At 53.3% G+C, this 15,318-nt stretch carries 19 protein-coding genes; 6 read left to right on the top strand and 13 right to left on the bottom strand.

What is annotated here, in order from left to right:
* Window positions 1–3 precede the first annotated feature (3 nt).
* From TGAM_RS06420 to TGAM_RS06410, 4 genes are read left to right on the top strand one after another with little or no spacing between them, the layout of a single operon-like run.
* Window positions 4–663, top strand: coding sequence for a phosphoribosylaminoimidazolesuccinocarboxamide synthase (locus tag TGAM_RS06420; protein WP_015858882.1), 660 nt, complete (start codon window positions 4–6; stop codon window positions 661–663).
* Window positions 660–1,430, top strand: coding sequence for a formate--phosphoribosylaminoimidazolecarboxamide ligase (locus tag TGAM_RS06415; protein ID WP_015858881.1), 771 nt, complete (start codon window positions 660–662; stop codon window positions 1,428–1,430). Before TGAM_RS06420 ends, TGAM_RS06415 begins: the two co-directional genes overlap by 4 nt.
* Window positions 1,366–1,593 (top strand): DUF1297 domain-containing protein, encoded by a 228-nt coding sequence (locus TGAM_RS11360; RefSeq protein ID WP_015858880.1) that lies wholly within the window; start codon window positions 1,366–1,368, stop codon window positions 1,591–1,593. Before TGAM_RS06415 ends, TGAM_RS11360 begins: the two co-directional genes overlap by 65 nt.
* On the top strand, window positions 1,590–2,177 hold the full coding sequence (locus TGAM_RS06410) for an IMP cyclohydrolase (RefSeq protein WP_015858879.1): 588 nt from the start codon (window positions 1,590–1,592) through the stop codon (window positions 2,175–2,177). The genes TGAM_RS11360 and TGAM_RS06410 overlap by 4 nt, the downstream gene beginning before the upstream one ends.
* Before the next feature lie 98 nt (window positions 2,178–2,275).
* On the opposite strand, the gene TGAM_RS06405 is transcribed toward TGAM_RS06410, so the two are convergent.
* The 6 genes from TGAM_RS06405 to TGAM_RS06380 form a co-directional block, all read right to left on the bottom strand.
* Window positions 2,276–2,989 (bottom strand): hypothetical protein, encoded by a 714-nt coding sequence (locus TGAM_RS06405; RefSeq protein WP_015858878.1) that lies wholly within the window; start codon window positions 2,987–2,989, stop codon window positions 2,276–2,278.
* A 121-nt stretch (window positions 2,990–3,110) separates the two neighbouring features.
* Complete coding sequence (gene artF, locus TGAM_RS06400; RefSeq protein WP_015858877.1) at window positions 3,111–3,611, bottom strand: archaeosortase family protein ArtF; 501 nt, start codon at window positions 3,609–3,611, stop codon at window positions 3,111–3,113.
* Window positions 3,598–4,758 (bottom strand): helix-turn-helix domain-containing protein, encoded by a 1,161-nt coding sequence (locus TGAM_RS06395; RefSeq protein ID WP_015858876.1) that lies wholly within the window; start codon window positions 4,756–4,758, stop codon window positions 3,598–3,600. Before TGAM_RS06395 ends, artF begins: the two co-directional genes overlap by 14 nt.
* Window positions 4,752–6,107: a glycosyltransferase gene (locus tag TGAM_RS06390; RefSeq protein WP_015858875.1), complete on the bottom strand. Its 1,356-nt coding sequence runs from the start codon at window positions 6,105–6,107 to the stop codon at window positions 4,752–4,754. Before TGAM_RS06390 ends, TGAM_RS06395 begins: the two co-directional genes overlap by 7 nt.
* Window positions 6,104–7,441, bottom strand: coding sequence for a type 1 glutamine amidotransferase family protein (locus tag TGAM_RS06385; protein ID WP_015858874.1), 1,338 nt, complete (start codon window positions 7,439–7,441; stop codon window positions 6,104–6,106). The genes TGAM_RS06390 and TGAM_RS06385 overlap by 4 nt, the downstream gene beginning before the upstream one ends.
* Before the next feature lie 14 nt (window positions 7,442–7,455).
* Window positions 7,456–8,265, bottom strand: a complete 810-nt coding sequence (locus TGAM_RS06380; protein ID WP_015858873.1) for a mechanosensitive ion channel family protein — start codon at window positions 8,263–8,265, stop codon at window positions 7,456–7,458.
* Between the two features lie 117 nt (window positions 8,266–8,382).
* Between TGAM_RS06380 and TGAM_RS06375 the strand changes: the two genes are divergently transcribed.
* A complete protein-coding gene (locus TGAM_RS06375; RefSeq protein WP_394295122.1) occupies window positions 8,383–8,898 on the top strand; it encodes a ferritin-like domain-containing protein in 516 nt (171 codons plus the stop codon).
* On the opposite strand, the gene ribH is transcribed toward TGAM_RS06375, so the two are convergent.
* The 4 genes from ribH to ribD are packed head-to-tail and all read right to left on the bottom strand — an operon-like array spanning window position 8,899 to window position 12,152.
* Window positions 8,899–9,363 carry a 6,7-dimethyl-8-ribityllumazine synthase gene (gene ribH / locus TGAM_RS06370; protein ID WP_015858871.1) on the bottom strand — a complete coding sequence of 155 codons (465 nt, stop codon included), beginning with the start codon at window positions 9,361–9,363 and terminating at the stop codon, window positions 8,899–8,901. It abuts the gene before it with no gap.
* An 11-nt stretch (window positions 9,364–9,374) separates the two neighbouring features.
* Complete coding sequence (locus TGAM_RS06365; RefSeq protein WP_015858870.1) at window positions 9,375–10,535, bottom strand: bifunctional 3,4-dihydroxy-2-butanone-4-phosphate synthase/GTP cyclohydrolase II; 1,161 nt, start codon at window positions 10,533–10,535, stop codon at window positions 9,375–9,377.
* Window positions 10,532–11,089 carry a riboflavin synthase gene (locus tag TGAM_RS06360; RefSeq protein WP_015858869.1) on the bottom strand — a complete coding sequence of 186 codons (558 nt, stop codon included), beginning with the start codon at window positions 11,087–11,089 and terminating at the stop codon, window positions 10,532–10,534. The genes TGAM_RS06365 and TGAM_RS06360 overlap by 4 nt, the downstream gene beginning before the upstream one ends.
* Window positions 11,070–12,152: a bifunctional diaminohydroxyphosphoribosylaminopyrimidine deaminase/5-amino-6-(5-phosphoribosylamino)uracil reductase RibD gene (gene ribD, locus TGAM_RS06355; protein WP_048811214.1), complete on the bottom strand. Its 1,083-nt coding sequence runs from the start codon at window positions 12,150–12,152 to the stop codon at window positions 11,070–11,072. The genes TGAM_RS06360 and ribD overlap by 20 nt, the downstream gene beginning before the upstream one ends.
* 393 nt (window positions 12,153–12,545) lie before the next feature.
* Here ribD and TGAM_RS06350 point away from each other — a divergent pair, with 393 nt between their 5' ends.
* The gene (locus tag TGAM_RS06350) at window positions 12,546–13,196 is read left to right on the top strand and encodes a peroxiredoxin (RefSeq protein ID WP_015858867.1); all 651 of its coding nucleotides are present in this window, start codon (window positions 12,546–12,548) and stop codon (window positions 13,194–13,196) included.
* A 35-nt stretch (window positions 13,197–13,231) separates the two neighbouring features.
* Here the strand turns inward: TGAM_RS06350 and TGAM_RS06345 are convergent, their stop codons facing one another.
* The 3 genes from TGAM_RS06345 to TGAM_RS06335 all read right to left on the bottom strand — a co-directional run bounded on the left by TGAM_RS06345 (window position 13,232) and on the right by TGAM_RS06335 (window position 15,309).
* Entirely contained in the window at window positions 13,232–14,239 is a 1,008-nt protein-coding gene (locus TGAM_RS06345) for an SLC13 family permease (RefSeq protein WP_094745786.1), read from the bottom strand.
* 70 nt (window positions 14,240–14,309) lie between these two features.
* Entirely contained in the window at window positions 14,310–14,771 is a 462-nt protein-coding gene (locus tag TGAM_RS06340) for a hypothetical protein (protein WP_148206277.1), read from the bottom strand.
* Window positions 14,734–15,309, bottom strand: a complete 576-nt coding sequence (locus TGAM_RS06335; protein WP_015858864.1) for a DUF998 domain-containing protein — start codon at window positions 15,307–15,309, stop codon at window positions 14,734–14,736. The genes TGAM_RS06340 and TGAM_RS06335 overlap by 38 nt, the downstream gene beginning before the upstream one ends.
* Window positions 15,310–15,318: the final 9 nt, after the last annotated feature.

The following is a 15,318-nucleotide window of genomic DNA, read 5'->3' as shown; positions in this document are numbered from 1 at the left end:
AGCTTGAGGCTCGTCTATTCCGGCAAGACGAAGGACGTTTACGAGGACGGGCCTTACCTCGTCTTCCACTTCAAGGACACGGTTCTCGGTAGGGACGGCAGGGAAGACAGCGGGGGCAACGAGGTTATAGGGGAGAAAACCGGGAAGGGGAGCCTCGTTTTGGAGCAGACCGAGTTCTTCTTCAGACTCCTTGAGGGGAACGGCGTAAAGACGCACTTCGTCGAGCGGATTGACGGGAGGAAGGCCCGCTTTCTAAGGGCGGAGAAAATCCCGCTGGAGGTCATCTACCGCGAGCTGGCCTACGGTAGCTTCCTTCGGCGCTACAAGGGGTGGGCCAAGCCGTTTCAGAGGCTCGGGATAGTGGAGTTCACGCTGAAAGACGATTCGCTCGACGACCCGCTCATAGCGGAGGAAGCTATTGTGGTTCTCGGAATCGCGAGCGAAGAAGAGGTTGAGGTAATGAAGGAAAAGACGAGAAAGGTCGCGGGAATTCTGAGGGAGTTCTTTTCCTCCAAGGGCCTTCAGCTCGTTGACTTCAAGCTCGAGTTCGGCAGGCTCGACGGTGAGCTAATCGTCATAGACGAGCTGAGCAGGGACACGATGCGCGTCGCGAAGGACGGGAGGGTTCTGACGCACGAGGAACTCTCGGAGGTGATTGGATGATAATCTCGACGATAGCGTCTCATTCCTCCCTCCAGATTCTCCTCGGGGCCAAGGACGAGGGGTTCAGAACAAGGCTCTACGTGAAGCCCGAAAGGAGAGCCTTCTACGCCTCCACGAGGCTCACGGACGAGCTTGTCGTCACGGAAGACATGAGCGCAATCCTAAAGGACGACGGAATAGTAATCCCTCACGGCTCCTTCGTGGCCTACCTCGGCCTTGAGAGGATAGAGAAGGCCAAGGCAAGGTTCTTCGGCAACAAACGCTTCCTCAAGTGGGAAACGACCTTTGAACTGCAGGATAAAGCCCTCGACGAGGCGGGAATCCCGAGGGTTCGGGTCATCGAGCCCGATGAGGTTGAGCCAGAGAAGCTCTACTTTGTCAGAATTGAGGGGCCGAGGGGAGGGAGCGGGCACTTCATAGCGAAGGGGAGCGAGCTTGAAGAGAGGCTTGCAGGGCTGAGCGAGCCCCCCAGGATTGAGGAGTTCATACCGGGGGTCTACCTCTACGTCCACTTCTTCCACTCGCCGATTCTGGGAAGGCTCGAACTCCTCGGCGTCGACGAACGCGTCGTCATAGCCGATGGAAACGCCCGCTGGCCCGTTAAGCCCCTCCCCTACACCATAGCGGGGAACGTTGGTGTCGCTTTGAGGGAGTCGCTCCTGCCGAGGCTCTACGACTACGGCCTGGCGTTCGTGGGAAGCTATGAAAAAGCTCGAACCGCCCGGAATCATCGGCCCCTTCGCTCTCCACTTTGCCTACGACGGTAGCTTTAGGGCGATAGGCTTCGCCTCGCGGATAGACGGAGGTTCCAACGCCCTCCACTGGTATGGAAGGCTCTACTGGAACGAGCCCATAAGCGTCGGAAGGAGGATAGCGCGCGAGATTAAGCTCGCCCTCGCTGAAGACCGGCTCGGGGAGGTGGTATCGTGACATACACGGGCAGAACCCTCGGGGTCGGACTGATGAAGGGAAAGCCCTTCGCCTTCTACCTCCTCTGCTCCCGTTCCTTCCCGAGAAGGAGGGCAATCGTGAGGGAAAACGCAGTCTACATCGAGAATCTCACGGAGACGGACAACCCCTACATCAGCTACCCGGTCGTGAGGCTCCTCAGCGAATACGCCGTCGTCACCAACGGCCTGCAGACGGACTTCATTGCCCAGGCCCTCGAGTGGGAAAGCCCGAAGAAGGCCCTAATCCACGTTCTTGATGCCCTCGACTACGAGAGAGACGCCTACAGCACGCCGAGGATAGCGGGCATCGTGGGGAGAAACGGCAAGGGGTGGCTCGGCTTCGCTGGAAAGGACGAGTTTTGGGTAAGGGAGCTGGAGCTGAGGGAAGGGAAGGCCTTCGCCACGGCAACGTACAACCTCGGCTTCACCGAGCTTGAGTTCCCGGCCTTTGAGAGCGCCGAAGAGCTTGCGAGAAAGGCTCTGGAGCTCCCCTTAGAAAAGAAGGTGCTCACCATCGGGGTTCTCTGGAAGGATCGATGGGAACTTCAGGCTTCGAATCGTTAATTCAAATCAACTTTCAAAATGAATCGAGATGAATCAAGCTCCTTAGAGAGGCTTCGAAGCTTCATAATTAGAGCCCTCTGATTTGAGCTAGAATCTCCCTACCCCACAACTTTCAGGAGTTCGTTGATGATTGGCTCAAGGAACGGAAACTCAGGCACTCCTTCGCTTGGGATTACCTCTTCCCCGCTGTCGCCACTCCCCCTAAGCACATCACTGGTGTAAAAGTCATCCTTGTCGTCATCAAAGTCCTCACTCGCAATGAGTTCGCCGTTCCAGTACTCCTTTATGTTGTCTATGTAGAGGTCGTAGGTGCTCCCCTTGTCCCACCTTCCAGTGTTGACCTGCTGGATTTCCGTTATGTTCTTGATGCCGATGATCATCTTATTTGAGCCATCCACATAGAAGCCCACACGCTTCCTTGTTACCTCGATTCTGTACGTGTGCGGGACGCTCATGTCGAGGGCAACGCTAATGCTCATACCAGGTCCGTTTATGTATACCCTGTCCTCCCCATACCAGTAAACAGAATACCATGCGGTTTTTCCGCTGTCTGTCACCTGCACTTCGAGGAGAGCGACTCCCTCACGTCCGCTGTAGTTGCTGGCGAGCACGGTCTGCTCAACTGCGAAGGTGTCGTTGCTTCCGAGTTTCTTACCCACCACGTGTATCTCGGTGTACGAGCTCCTCTTATCATGGCTCCAGACGTGTAGTATACTATCGGAGAAAGAGGAGGAATCGGCCATCGCATTAGGTAGGCCGAGTATTAGAAGGATGAGAGACATCCCAATGATGAGCCATTTAAGGCCCCTCACTATCCCACCACCCCCACACAGATAAGAGGAAAACCATTTATAATATCCTTAGACGTTTCTTCGAACGTCCTGATTTTTTCGGTATTATAAGCGTTTCTCCCCAGAATCATCTACTTCCTACTCAATTTTGCCGTCTCTCCTTCAGGCTCTTCACAAGGAGATCTCCCAGCAGAAGAACAACCACCCCAAACATCATCGCGGGCCCGAGGATATAGTGGAAGAGTGAGAATACCTCCTCTCCCATGTGGTGATAGAGGAGTATGGAGGTAAGGACGCGGAAGAAGTTAACTACGTAAAGAACTGAAACTCCAAAGAACCATTCCCAAAGATTCCTGCGTATCCTCGGGAAGGTTAAGTAAACGACAGTGTACAAGCTTATGCTGAACATCCCACTACACTGCCAAGTTATCTCGAAGGAGAGCCTTTCCTCCGGTAAGTATACCATGTTTCCTAGAAGGATGTTCGGAACTCGGAGGATTCTAAGCATGACATGGATGTTCTTTGCCTCCATCTTCACCAGCGGATCGCCGAATTTAGCCCCTATCACGAGTATCATGATGGAGAATACGAGAAGGTATCCCAATAGTTGCAGTATCCCAAAGGCGAGGCTATTCCTTTTCATCTTCCTCCCCCAGCACCCCGTATTCCTTGAGGATCTGGATGTTGTAGTGAATGGTGGATTTGCTCACCCCTAGTATTCTGGCGATCTCGCTTAAGCTTTTTCCCGCCTGAAGGAGATCATATATCTTTCGGCGGGTTGTATTCTCAAGCAGGAAATCGCGTACAGCCCTTCTGCGGTTCTTCTGTCCAGGGAGATGGAAAATTATGACCTTCCCAACGGGAGTCTCCTCCAAGAGCCGAGCCCTTTTAAGAACGCTGAGGTGCCAGCGGGCGTTGGTTCTCGAAATGGAAAACGTTGAAGCAACGTCATCTATTGTGGAGTACCCCTTGGCCTTGATGTAGTTGTATATTGCCGCCCTCGTGCTGTTCTTGAGGACGTCTTCGGGAGGAGTTATGAACCTGCCGAATATTAGGGGGAGAGTTTTTATCCACCTCCTTATTTTCTCGGCCTGAGGATTGTTGGAGAAGGCGACATAGGCGGCCATTACCCCCGTGACACCCAGACCAACTACAATTCCAGTTGGAAATTCCCCTCCAGTGTAGTGTTCCACAGTGGCCACGAGAAAATCAACAATCGCAGGGTTTTTGGTGTTGAGATAATAATCCGCAGGGTTGATGGTTAGTATCACGAGTCGACCTTTTCCAACAGGTATTTCGAGAAGAATTGTGTGGTTCTCAGCTTTCAGCAACACATTACCGCCTGTGGCATTTACCTCCGCTATGCCGTAGACATCAGAATCATAATTGAAGGGTGTGAACTCAAATCTATTTTTTGGGGTTATTCTGATGATGCCGATCTTTCTGAACGTAACTGAAATACCAAGGAGCCTTACAGCTTCCGGATCCTCAAGCTCAAGGCTCCTGAGCGTGTTGAAACCTATTATAACGGTTTTACCTGACTTTGCTTCCCGAAGGAGCATTACGAGATTCTCTCTACCGCTCTCATTGAGGAAGTTGTAGTTTAGATCTAGGGCCAGGATGATGTCCCCTTCTGGTTTTTGGGAGAGGGTTACGTCCATTCTCTCGGAAAGGGCATGGTACAGGGGAACATCCCCTGGATCCGAAGCAACATAAACGACTCCCGTGGCTGCAGCCACTGGAACGAGGAGCAGGGGGAGGATAAGGAAGGGTATAATCCTTTTTACCATGACTGAACCACCCCCCGGAGAAACCTCAGCATTGCGTCTATTTTTGCCAGCGAGAGAAGGGGGTTGTAGATGGGATAGTAAAGAAATATCACGGGGAGATACCCGAGGGCTGTTCTGGGGTTTCTTTCAATGGCCATTGCAATGCCGCTCATCAGGACCCCCGGGAGATACTGGAGGAAAAGAACGAGGAGAAAGACAGCCATCATAAGGGGGAAGGGCAGCGTTATGTCGAGTATTTCCAGGCCGAGAAAGTTATGAACTAGCATTATGAGGGGGAACGCCACTATACCGAACACCTGCAGAACCGGAAGGATGTACTCCAAGAGAATCATGTGGAAGAATAGAAAAAGCCCCTTCTCCCCGTATTTCCTGTTCATTATCATGTCATGATACTTGGCCATAACCTGAAGACCCCCGTAATACCACCTTATCCTCTGCCTGTAGAGCTCCCTCCACGAAGTTGCTGGCTCCGTGTAGACTGCAGCCTTTGGCTCGAAGTTTGAAGTCAGTCCGGCCCGATACGTTATCATGGCAAGTTCAAAGTCCTCGGCCAGCGTGTCCCTAGGTATCGCGGGAAGGGATTTTATTAGGTATCCTTTAAAGGCTGAAAAGGCCCCGGGAACTACGAGAAGCCAGTCAAGGTAGCCTTGGACTCTTCTCCCAACTTCAAAGGAGTGTAGGTACTCGATTACTTGAAACTTCTCTATCAACTTCCCACTTCTGACGTCAATTCTAATCGCCCCGGTGGAAACTCCCACGAAGGGCCTACTGAACAGGTTCTCCACGATGTTCCTCAGAGAAGAACCGTCAGCAAAGTAAGAATCAGCGTCCAGTGTTATGATAACGTCCCCTTTAGCCGCTTTTATCCCGGTTTCGAGGGCTTTGGCTTTTCCCATGTTTCTCTCGTGGCGGATCACCCTAATTCCATACCTCTCAGCTATTTCGGGCGTGCCATCAACGCTACCGTCGTCTACGAGTATAACCTCGTAACACTCAAAGGGATAGTCCTGATACTGAATGCTCTCTATTAGACGCTCGATGTTCATGGCTTCGTTGTGGGCCGGTATTACCAAGGAGACCTTGGGAAAAAAGCGGGGATTTGGCTTTGACCCCTCGTTTTCTCTGAAGTGGAGGTAGAAAATGAAATAGGCTGCATATATCAAGATAACGAATGCCCCCGTCAAGTAGAAGAGATACCTGACAAAGGCATAGACCGGATACCTGGGGACACCCTGAAAAAGAAGCGAGATAACTTTCCACACGGCCTCCTGGACGAAGAGGTAATCAATGTACACAATGTAGCTTGCAACGACGAGGGCGGAGAAGTAGGACACCAGTTTTCGTCTCATGCCTCAAACCACCTCAGGAGAGCTCTCATCGGATAGACCTCGTAATCGACGACTATCTTCCTGAGCTCAACCACCCCATAGCGTGAGAGCTCTCTAAGGAGCCGAAGAACGTCGTAGGGCGGCATGTTCACCTGACGTGCGAGGTCTATCACACCGATTCCCGGGTTGTTGGCTATCTTCTCCATCATCTTGGGATAAACTTCAATTGCCCAGGCCGCAACACCCTCCGCCTCAAGACCCCGGAGAACTACCAAAGTATCATTGAAACCAAGGGAAGAAAGGTCGATAAGGCTGATCTGCCTTTTGAGAAAGAGAACCGCCAGAGGAAACTTAAGTCGTCTGGGAGTTTTCCCGATTTCACCTGCTAGGTTCGTAAGGGTTACGCCCCTGAGCATTCTCACGGTCTCCAGGGTTGTGGAATAAGGTTCTTTCCTCAGTAAAAACTCTGAGAAGGGCAGGAAGGGGATGGCAGAGATAACCGTAACACTGAAGGGAACAAAGCCCAGATACGCTAGTATCTCAAGCACCACTAAAATCAGCACACCGAGAAAGATAGGATGAAGGAACGTTCTCTCCAGCTTAATAATAAGAGCTTCATAAAGCGGGATTTCAGGCTTTCCAGAGCGCTCCGAAAGGACGGTGGTGGCAAGATAAACGTAAACGTCGATGATAGTAGGGTTGTACTCGACGAGCTCCTTAACGGGGTTGAACGTCATTAGAACCCCTACCCCCCGCCCATAGCGGGAAAGTGTTATCGCTGGAAGACCGTTGGAGTACTGGGCGAGAACCTGGGCCCGGTATGGACTCACAATGGCAACTTGGTACGTGGCATTATAGGGATAAACTTTACCCTTGAATACCAGATCCCACTCTTCACTCGTCTTTTTTGGTTTCTCAACCCGCATGAGCCGACTCCCTGTTATCCTTTCAAAAGTCCTGCTCCAGCTCTGCGTGTACGTGTTCAGTCCCAGAACTAGGATCCCACCTCTCTTGACGTACTCCCCCAGAGCGGCGATTTCATCTCTGGTTAACCTTCCACCATACGTCCATTCGGAGTTGAGGTCTGGGATCCATATTTCATCGTATTTGATTAGGTATAACTCATTCGACAGCAGGGAACGGTCGTCAGGGAGATCCCTGCCGAGATAGAGGACGTCAACGGTGAAGTTGCCTTCGGCTCCAAGGGTGTTGGCGAACATAACATCCTCCGGATCGCTGCAGACGACCAGTATCTTAGCCTTTTCACCTGGCGAAGCTGAATGGAGAGGGAGCTGGGATAAAAGGGCGAGAAAGAGAAAGGCCGCAAGCAGCCTGAGATCCCTTCCCACTGCCATTTGAAAGTCACCTTTTACCTCGGCATTTCCTTTATGTGCACGTCCATCTGCGGGAACGGTATCTCGATGCCCTCCTTCATGTAGGTCTCGTAGATTGCCCTAGTGAGGTCGCCCTTGACGGCCCAGTAGTCCTCGGTTTTCGTCCACGCCCTGAGCTGGAGGTTTATCGAGGAGTCCGCGAGGGCCGTTATGACGACGCTTGGTTCCGGATCGTTCAGCACCTTCGGGTGACCCTTCATAATGTCCATCGCGATCTTTATGGCCCTGTCAAGATCTGTCCCGTAGGCAACGCCGACATCAACGCTGACCCTTCTCGTTGGCATTCTCGTGTAGTTCGTTATGACGCTTCCCCAGACGAGCTTGTTGGGTATCGTTATGAGCGTGTTGTCAGGGGTTAAGAGCTCGGTGCTCATGATCCCAACGGCGTTTACCTTCCCTGTCTGGCCGGCAACGGTGACAACGTCTCCTTTATCGAAGGGTCTCAGAGCGGTTATCCACACTCCAGCCGCCAGGTTGGTTAGAGTGTCCTGCATTCCAAAGCCGAGGATCAGGCCGATCACAGCGGAGATGCTCAGAACGACCGAGCCAACACCTATTCCCAGGGCGCTGACCGCGAGAAGGATCACCGCAACGTACAGGAGCGCGCTCAGAAACCTGCTGAGGAACTCCACAACTAGCTCTGGAAGCTTGGTCTTCTTCAATCCCCTCTTGAAGGTACCGACGAGTATCTTTGTTACCACCCACCCTATCACAAGAATCGCTACCGTAGTAGCCATCTGCAGGGGGGTCACCCCCACGTAGGGCAGGGGTTTGTCCATCTCCATAACCGCAACACCTCTAAGAGTTTTGAGTACGGAGCTTTAAGAGTTTCCTACCCTTATAACATCCTTAGCCGGGTCTTCGAACACCGGAAGGCTAATTAACCATCCGGTGAAATTTTGATGGTGGCGGTTATGCTGGACACCGTTGAGATTGCCCTTGAGCGGCTGAGAAAGCTCGACAAGGAATCGCTCATCGCCTACTGGATAGAGGGCGAGCTTGAGGAGGCCAAACTGTATGGAGAACTCGCGAGGAGGGCGAAGAACCTAGGACTGCCGGATTCGCTCGTGGAGACCTTCTGGACACTCTCAAAAGAATCGAGGGAGCACGGGGAAAGGCTGAGGGAGATATACAGAAAGACCTACGGCAAGGAACCGAAAGCCCCGGAGATCCCGCCGATTGAGGTTTATCCAGTGCTCGACAGGTTTGAAAGGGCCGAGGATGCAATAGAAGCCCTCCATGCTGCAATGGAAAGTGAAAAGCTCGCCATGGAAGTTTACAATCGCCTCGCCAAGGAAACCGAGGATCCGGAACTAAGGGACCTCTTCGAGTCCCTCGCCAAGGTCGAGAAGAGCCACTACGAGCGCCTTGAAGGCGAGCTCAAACTCCTCAAAAAGTTAATGGAGAAAAAGGCCTGATCACTCCTCCATCTTTCTCATCAGGTCTGCCATCTCCAAAGCGGCCATCGCGTACTCGAAGCCCTTGTTGCTCTTTACTCCCGCCCTGTTGAAGCCCTGCAGTTCGTCCTCGACGGTTATGACTCCAAAGATGACCGGAACGCCAGTGTCGAGCGAGACATTAGCAACGCCTTTGGCAACTTCGTTGGCAACCAGGTCGAAGTGCTTGGTTTCTCCCCTCACGACCGCCCCCAGAGCTAAAACCGCGTCGTACCTGCCACTCTCGGCCATTTTTTTCGCCACGAGCGGGATCTCGAAAGAACCGGGGACTTTGACAACATCGACTTCCTCGACTCCATGCCTCTCGAAGCAGTCGAGGGCACCCTTCAGGAGCTCCCCGGTGAGCAAATCGTTGAAGCGGGCAACTACAACGCCCATCCTCAGGCCTTTTCCTATAAAACCGCCTTCAACCGTCCTTACCTCCATAAACACACCCCCTAAACCTCAAATGGAAGCTTGTGGCCGAGCTTCTCAACCTTGACCTTGAGATAGTTCCTGTTGTATTCAGTGACCTCTGGAGGGGCGGGAACTACCTCGACGACCTCTATTCCTAACTCCTCCAAAGCTTTCGCCTTCGCCGGGTTGTTGGTTATAAGCCTGACCTTTGAGACGCCCAGCGCGCGAAGCATCTGGAAAGCCGCCTCGTAAGTCCTCTCGTCGGCCTTAAATCCTAAAGCTTTGTTTGCCTCCACCGTATCGAGGCCCTTATCCTGGAGCTCGTAGGCCTTGATCTTCTCCTTCAGGCCTATTCCCCTCCCCTCCTGGTCCATGTAGAGCAGTATTCCTCCCTCTTGCGCTATCATTCTGAGTGAATTTGCCAATTGACTTCCGCAGTCGCACTTGAGCGATGCCAGCGTGTCCCCGGTGAGGCACTTCGAATGAATCCTGACGAGCGGAACGTCGCCGTAGGGCTCCTTGACTATGGCCACGTGCTCCTTGAAATCGAGCTCGTTCTCGAAGGCTATAATCCTGAACTCGCCGTATTTCGTTGGGAGCCTCGCGTTGGCGTAAACTCTAATCAGCTGCTTCCTCCTCACGAACTCCTTCCAGACGTCATCGGTGGTGATAACGGGTAGGCCGTGCTTCTCAGCAAAAGCCAGCGCGTACTCGCGGTTGTGGGAGTCGCCCTTTTCATCGAGGATCTCGATTATCAGTGCATAGCGCTTGAAGCCGAGGAATTCCATGAGCTCAAGCGAGCTCTCGGTGTGGCCGCGACGCCTGTTGAGTCCAATTCCGCCGAGGAGGTGCAGATGCCCGGGGTAACGGAAGGCCTCAACGCTCAATCCCTCGGCGAGCTTTCTTGCAGTCAAAGCCCTCTCCTTAGCGGTTATGCCTGTGAATGTCTCCTTATAATCGACCGGTATCAGAAAGTTAGTCTCACCTTCCTTGCTCGGCAGGCGGAAGAAGCCCTTCTTTAAGGCTTCGTCCATGTCCATCGTGAGGCACAGCAGGCCTTTGGCCGAGAGCATGAAGTTGACTACCTCGGCAGAGGCAATCTCGGCCGGATAAATCAAATCTGCCTCGAATTCTCTTCTGTCATCTATCAGCACGACGGGTTTTCCCTCAAGGATTGCCCTTCTCAGCTCTTCAAGGTTCATACTCCCGCCTCCATGATGCGCTTTACATACCTTGCCAGCACGTCAATCTCGTAGTTTACCCTGTCTCCAGGCCTAAGGTGGCCGAGGTTCGTCACCTCGAGCGTGTATGGAATCACCTGGATCCAGAAGCGGTTGGCTTCGACCCTTGCAACGGTGAGGGAGACGCCGTTGAGCGCTATCGAGCCCTTCTCAGCTATTCCCCACCTCTCGCGCGGCATCTCGAAGGCCATCCAGGTGGTGTTCCCGCTCCTCCGCGCGGTGATAAACCTGATTGTCCCGTCCACGTGGCCCGTAACTATGTGGCCGTCAAGTCTGTCTCCAAGCTTCAGGGCCCTCTCAAGGTTCACGAGCCTTGCCTCCCTGAGGTTTGTCCGCTTTAGGGTCTCCTCGCCGACGTCGAAGACGGCCGTTTTTCCATCGAACTCGACGACGGTTAAGCAGGCCCCGTTCACCGCGACGCTGTCACCCGGTTTGACCTCGAACGGGAGCTCTACGTAAAGCTTTCCTGCGGAGTATCGGGCCTTTCCCGTTCCTTCAACGATCCCGCTGAACATCTCCACCACCGGGGTAAGCGGTTACGAGGAAGCTCTTGCCGAGCCTCTCTATTGAGTCAATCCTCAAGACGGGGGCCTCGTTCGCGTCCTCAACTTTAAGGCACTCGAAGGGCTTTATTCCATTCCCAAAGAGCTTGGGCCCGTAGAAGAGGTAGAACTTGTCGGCATGGCTTAAAAACTGGCAGGTTATCCTTCCACCCTCAATGAGGACACTGTCGATGCCGAGCTCGCCAAGTTTCCTCAGGATTTCTCCCGGCTCGGTTATCGGGTAGGCTTCAGCTATTCCCTCGAAGAGCTCAGGTTTTTCCGTGAAAAAGATGACCCTGCCGTCTTCAAAAAGACGGAACTTTCTGCCCTCCCTGATGGCTTTTGCAACTCTGCCGGAGCGATCGAGGATTACCTTGATCTTCTCGGGGCAGTTCTCCAGCCTGCAGTTGAGCCTCGGATTGTCAGCCAAGACCGTTCCAGAGCCGACCATTATTGCCATGTGCCTCCTCCTGAGCTCCTGAACCTTTTGCCTCGCCTTTTCTCCGGTTATCCACTGGGAGGAGCCTGTTTCAGTGGCTATGAACCCGTCAAGGGTTAAGGCGAGCTTGATTGAAACGAAAGGCATTTTCTTCGTCACGTATTTAATGAAAATCTCGTTTAACTTTCTCGCCTCGTCTTCGAGAACCCCCACCTCAACCTCTATTCCAGCCTTTTTCATCTTCTCGATTCCCCTACCCGAGACTAGCGGGTTTGGATCCACCATCGCAACTACAACCCTCTTGAAGCCTTCCCTGATTATCCTGTCGGCGCAGGGCGGCTGCTTCCCCCAGTGGGAGCAGGGTTCAAGCGTTACGTACATCGTGGCACCCCTGACGTCATGCCCCTTTCTTTTCGCGTCCTCTATGGCGTTAACCTCGGCGTGCTTCTCGCCGAAGCGCTTGTGCCAGCCGACGCCGATGACTTTACCGTCTTTCACGATGACCGCCCCGACCATGGGGTTTGGGTTCACCCAGCCTTCACCGCGCTTCGCCAGCTCGAGCGCCAGCCGCATGAACCTCTCATCTTCGTTGCTCATGGTTGAACCTTTGTTCCAAATCTTAAAAGAATTTGTTCCGTTTTTGGAACATTCTAACGAAAGATGCCTGAGAGTGAGACCCAAAGGAGGAATGCTCCGGATCAGGAAAATCTGAATACCAATAACAGCCCACAAGTCGTTCAACGTGGATCGATGTTAGAAAAATTAAAGGCGAATGGGGGCTCCCCAGTTTCCAATTTTGACAAAGATAAATTGGCGTGTTTTATACAGTGACGATCAATTTCAGTATTCTCCGTACATCTCGCCACGCGGTTTAAAAGACCGCTGGTTATCCGTCAAGAATTTTCCCAAAAACGAACCGAAAAGCTTATATATTCGAACCTCTGAGGTTTATAGTGAAGACGACACAGAAAAATGAAGAGGTGATGAAAGATGGTCGTCATAGGAGAAAAGTTCCCAGAGGTTGAGGTCAAGACCACCCACGGAGTGATAAAGCTCCCGGACTACTTCGCCGAGCAGGGCAAGTGGTTCATACTCTTCAGCCACCCGGCTGACTTCACCCCGGTCTGTACGACCGAGTTCTACGCCATGCAGAAGAGGCTCGACAAGTTCAGGGAGCTCGGCGTCGAGCCGATCGGGCTCAGCGTTGACCAGGTCTTCAGCCACATCAAGTGGATGGAGTGGATTAAGGAGAACCTCGGCGTCGAGATTGAGTTCCCCATCATAGCAGACGACCGCGGTGAGCTCGCCGAGAAGCTTGGCATGATTCCGAGCGGTGCCACCATTACCGCCAGGGCGGTCTTTGTCGTTGACGACAAGGGCGTCATTCGCGCGATAGTCTACTACCCGGCCGAGGTCGGGAGGGACTGGGACGAGATACTCAGGCTCGTCAAGGCCCTCAAGATCAGCGACGAGAACGGCGTTGCCCTTCCGCACAAGTGGCCCGAGAACGAGCTCATCGGCGACAAGGTTATCATCCCGCCGGCCAGCAACATCGAGGAGAAGAAGCAGAGAGAGGAAGCCAAGGCCAAGGGCGAGATCGAGTGCTACGACTGGTGGTTCTGCTACAAGAAGCTCGAGTGAGCTTCTTTCCTCTATTCTATTCTTCCCGTTTCCCGTTAAATTCTCAGTATTGCTATCATCAGCGCTATGGAGACTGCAAAATATGCGATTGAGTACCTGTGGAAGTCCCTCAATGAAACCCGCGCTATTCTAACCGCTATGAGGTTGGCGAGGGAACCTACGACCGTTCCCGTTCCACCCACGTTCACTCCGAGGGCCAAGGGAAGCCACGCGGGTTTTGAGCCGAGAAAGACGACCGTCGCCGGGACGTTGCTTATCAGCTGGCTCAATCCTGCAGATGCCAGAACGAGGCCAGCTCCCTCGGTCGGAAGCGAGAACCCCGCCTTGAGTAGCAACGCCGAGAACTCGTTGAAGTCTATGAAGATGAACGCGAAGGTGAGCACGAGCACCCAGTCGAAGCTTAGAAGGACGTCCCTCTCGAGGAGGAGAAAGGCTAACAGGGTGAGCGCAATCGAGAGCTCATGCCTTCCGGTTTCGCCGAGGTAGATGTTCAGGGCGAGCAGAGAAGTAGAAACTACAAACAAATCCCGTCTAAAGGCGACTGGAGGAAGAGAACGAATCGAAAGCGTCTCATAGGGAGATAAAATGACGAATGCCAGCAAGAGGGTAAGCCAGATTAGAACGAATGGCAGCATGCCTCTAACAAACGCGAGGAAGCTCAAACCATACTCGCGCCAGATTATGATGTTCTGGGGGTTCCCTATCGGCGTTAAGGCGGAACCTACGTTGGCCGCTATTGCAGAGAGTGTCACGGCCCTCGCCTTGTCCATTCCCGAGAGCTCCGAGAGGACTACAACGAGGGGAATGAAGACGAGCATTGCTGTATCGTTCATTGCCAGCGCTGAAGAGAGAGCTATCGTGGGGAGCAGGAGGAGAAGCAGTCTTCTGCTCGAACCATTTGCCCCCTCAACGAGTCTCGGTGCGAGCCTGTTGAAGACTCCTGAGAGCTCGAGGCCCTTCGAGGTTATGATTAGGGCGGTGATGAGGCTCAGGCTTCCCCAGTCAACGAGGTCTGGAGTTCTTTCGAGGAGGGAGAGGTCTATTAAGACTAACCCGACGTAGATGAGGAGCAGAAGGCTCAGGAACCACTCCCTTCTCAGGAATTCCTTGGGGTTATAGACCGTGTCGCCTCACCTCTTGGGTCAGATGATAATCTGGAATCAGCTCGCTTCCATCCGCCGAGACGCGGACGTGCAGGATTATAAAGCTTTTCCACGCTACCGGTACGACCCAGCAGTCCTCAGGTTCCCTGAACTCGGCCCCCTCAAGAACGTGGGCTTCCTTGAGAACCTCGTCTATTCTCTCGCGAGCGCCTTCGGCGCGGGGCTCAGTATGTGGATGTGCACCCTTAGGGCTGGGATTACCTGTTCGCGGATCGTAGTGGACCCGGTCTATCGCGAAGTCGAGGTAGAGAACCGGAACGTCCACGTGGTCGGGGTGAACTATCGGTTCTCCCGCCCTGAAGAAAGATAACGCCTGCCTGACGAGCTCTACAGCCTTCTCCGCCTCTTCAGGCTTAAGGATTCGACTCTTCATCTCAGGCGTTCGCCTTATCGGAGGAAAAGGCGCGCTCACCTTTCACCACCTCCAGAAAGCGCGATGAGGAGAGTAAAGGCCATGACGAGGAGAATCTCGTAGGTTTCCAAGAGTGCAGTTGAGGGCCACTTGAAAAATGCCCCGATAACCGCGAGGGCAAAGAGAACGAGCGAGGCGACCTTAACTTTTCTCCCGAGCCGAGGCCGTAAATCAGGACCCCCAGGAAGAACTGGACGAAGAAGTACGTCGAGACGAAGCCGTGAGGCCTCGTTCCCTCGTGGAACACACCGATTAGGGCCAGAAAAATCGCCGAAATGCTCACGTAGGAACCGCCAACCGTCTGGAGCTTGTTTAGGGCAGTTAACACCAGATAGACCGCAAAAGCCATCACGAAGAATGAGGTAACCACGAGGCCGGCGTTGTAAATCCAGGGTGAGTTCGCATTGGCCCCTCCAAGGTCGCTCAGTGCGTTTCTCCAGAAGGAGAACCAGGGGTTTCGGCTTACGCTCCATGCAACGAAGAGCCAGTAGATTAAACCCCCGGCAAAGCCCGACCACTTGAACTTCTCTACTTCCATTCACTGGCA

Origin of the sequence: Thermococcus gammatolerans EJ3, assembly GCF_000022365.1 — an archaeon.
GTDB classification, from domain to species: Archaea; Methanobacteriota_B; Thermococci; order Thermococcales; family Thermococcaceae; genus Thermococcus; species Thermococcus gammatolerans.
The sequence above is the reverse complement of the archived record's forward strand: the minus strand, read 5'-3'. Positions and strand labels throughout refer to the sequence as shown.

Coding starts and splice junctions, on each gene's coding strand:
- TGAM_RS06415 (WP_015858881.1), top strand. CDS start 660: ATGATAATCTCGACGATAGCGTCTCATTCCTCCCTCCAGATTCTCCTC.
- TGAM_RS11360 (WP_015858880.1), top strand. CDS start 1,366: ATGAAAAAGCTCGAACCGCCCGGAATCATCGGCCCCTTCGCTCTCCAC.
- artF (WP_015858877.1), bottom strand. CDS start 3,611: ATGAAAAGGAATAGCCTCGCCTTTGGGATACTGCAACTATTGGGATAC.
- TGAM_RS06395 (WP_015858876.1), bottom strand. CDS start 4,758: ATGGTAAAAAGGATTATACCCTTCCTTATCCTCCCCCTGCTCCTCGTT.
- TGAM_RS06390 (WP_015858875.1), bottom strand. CDS start 6,107: ATGAGACGAAAACTGGTGTCCTACTTCTCCGCCCTCGTCGTTGCAAGC.
- TGAM_RS06385 (WP_015858874.1), bottom strand. CDS start 7,441: ATGGCAGTGGGAAGGGATCTCAGGCTGCTTGCGGCCTTTCTCTTTCTC.
- TGAM_RS06380 (WP_015858873.1), bottom strand. CDS start 8,265: ATGGAGATGGACAAACCCCTGCCCTACGTGGGGGTGACCCCCCTGCAG.
- TGAM_RS06375 (WP_394295122.1), top strand. CDS start 8,383: ATGGTGGCGGTTATGCTGGACACCGTTGAGATTGCCCTTGAGCGGCTG.
- ribH (WP_015858871.1), bottom strand. CDS start 9,363: ATGGAGGTAAGGACGGTTGAAGGCGGTTTTATAGGAAAAGGCCTGAGG.
- TGAM_RS06365 (WP_015858870.1), bottom strand. CDS start 10,535: ATGAACCTTGAAGAGCTGAGAAGGGCAATCCTTGAGGGAAAACCCGTC.
- TGAM_RS06360 (WP_015858869.1), bottom strand. CDS start 11,089: ATGTTCAGCGGGATCGTTGAAGGAACGGGAAAGGCCCGATACTCCGCA.
- ribD (WP_048811214.1), bottom strand. CDS start 12,152: ATGAGCAACGAAGATGAGAGGTTCATGCGGCTGGCGCTCGAGCTGGCG.
- TGAM_RS06350 (WP_015858867.1), top strand. CDS start 12,546: ATGGTCGTCATAGGAGAAAAGTTCCCAGAGGTTGAGGTCAAGACCACC.
- TGAM_RS06335 (WP_015858864.1), bottom strand. CDS start 15,309: ATGGAAGTAGAGAAGTTCAAGTGGTCGGGCTTTGCCGGGGGTTTAATC.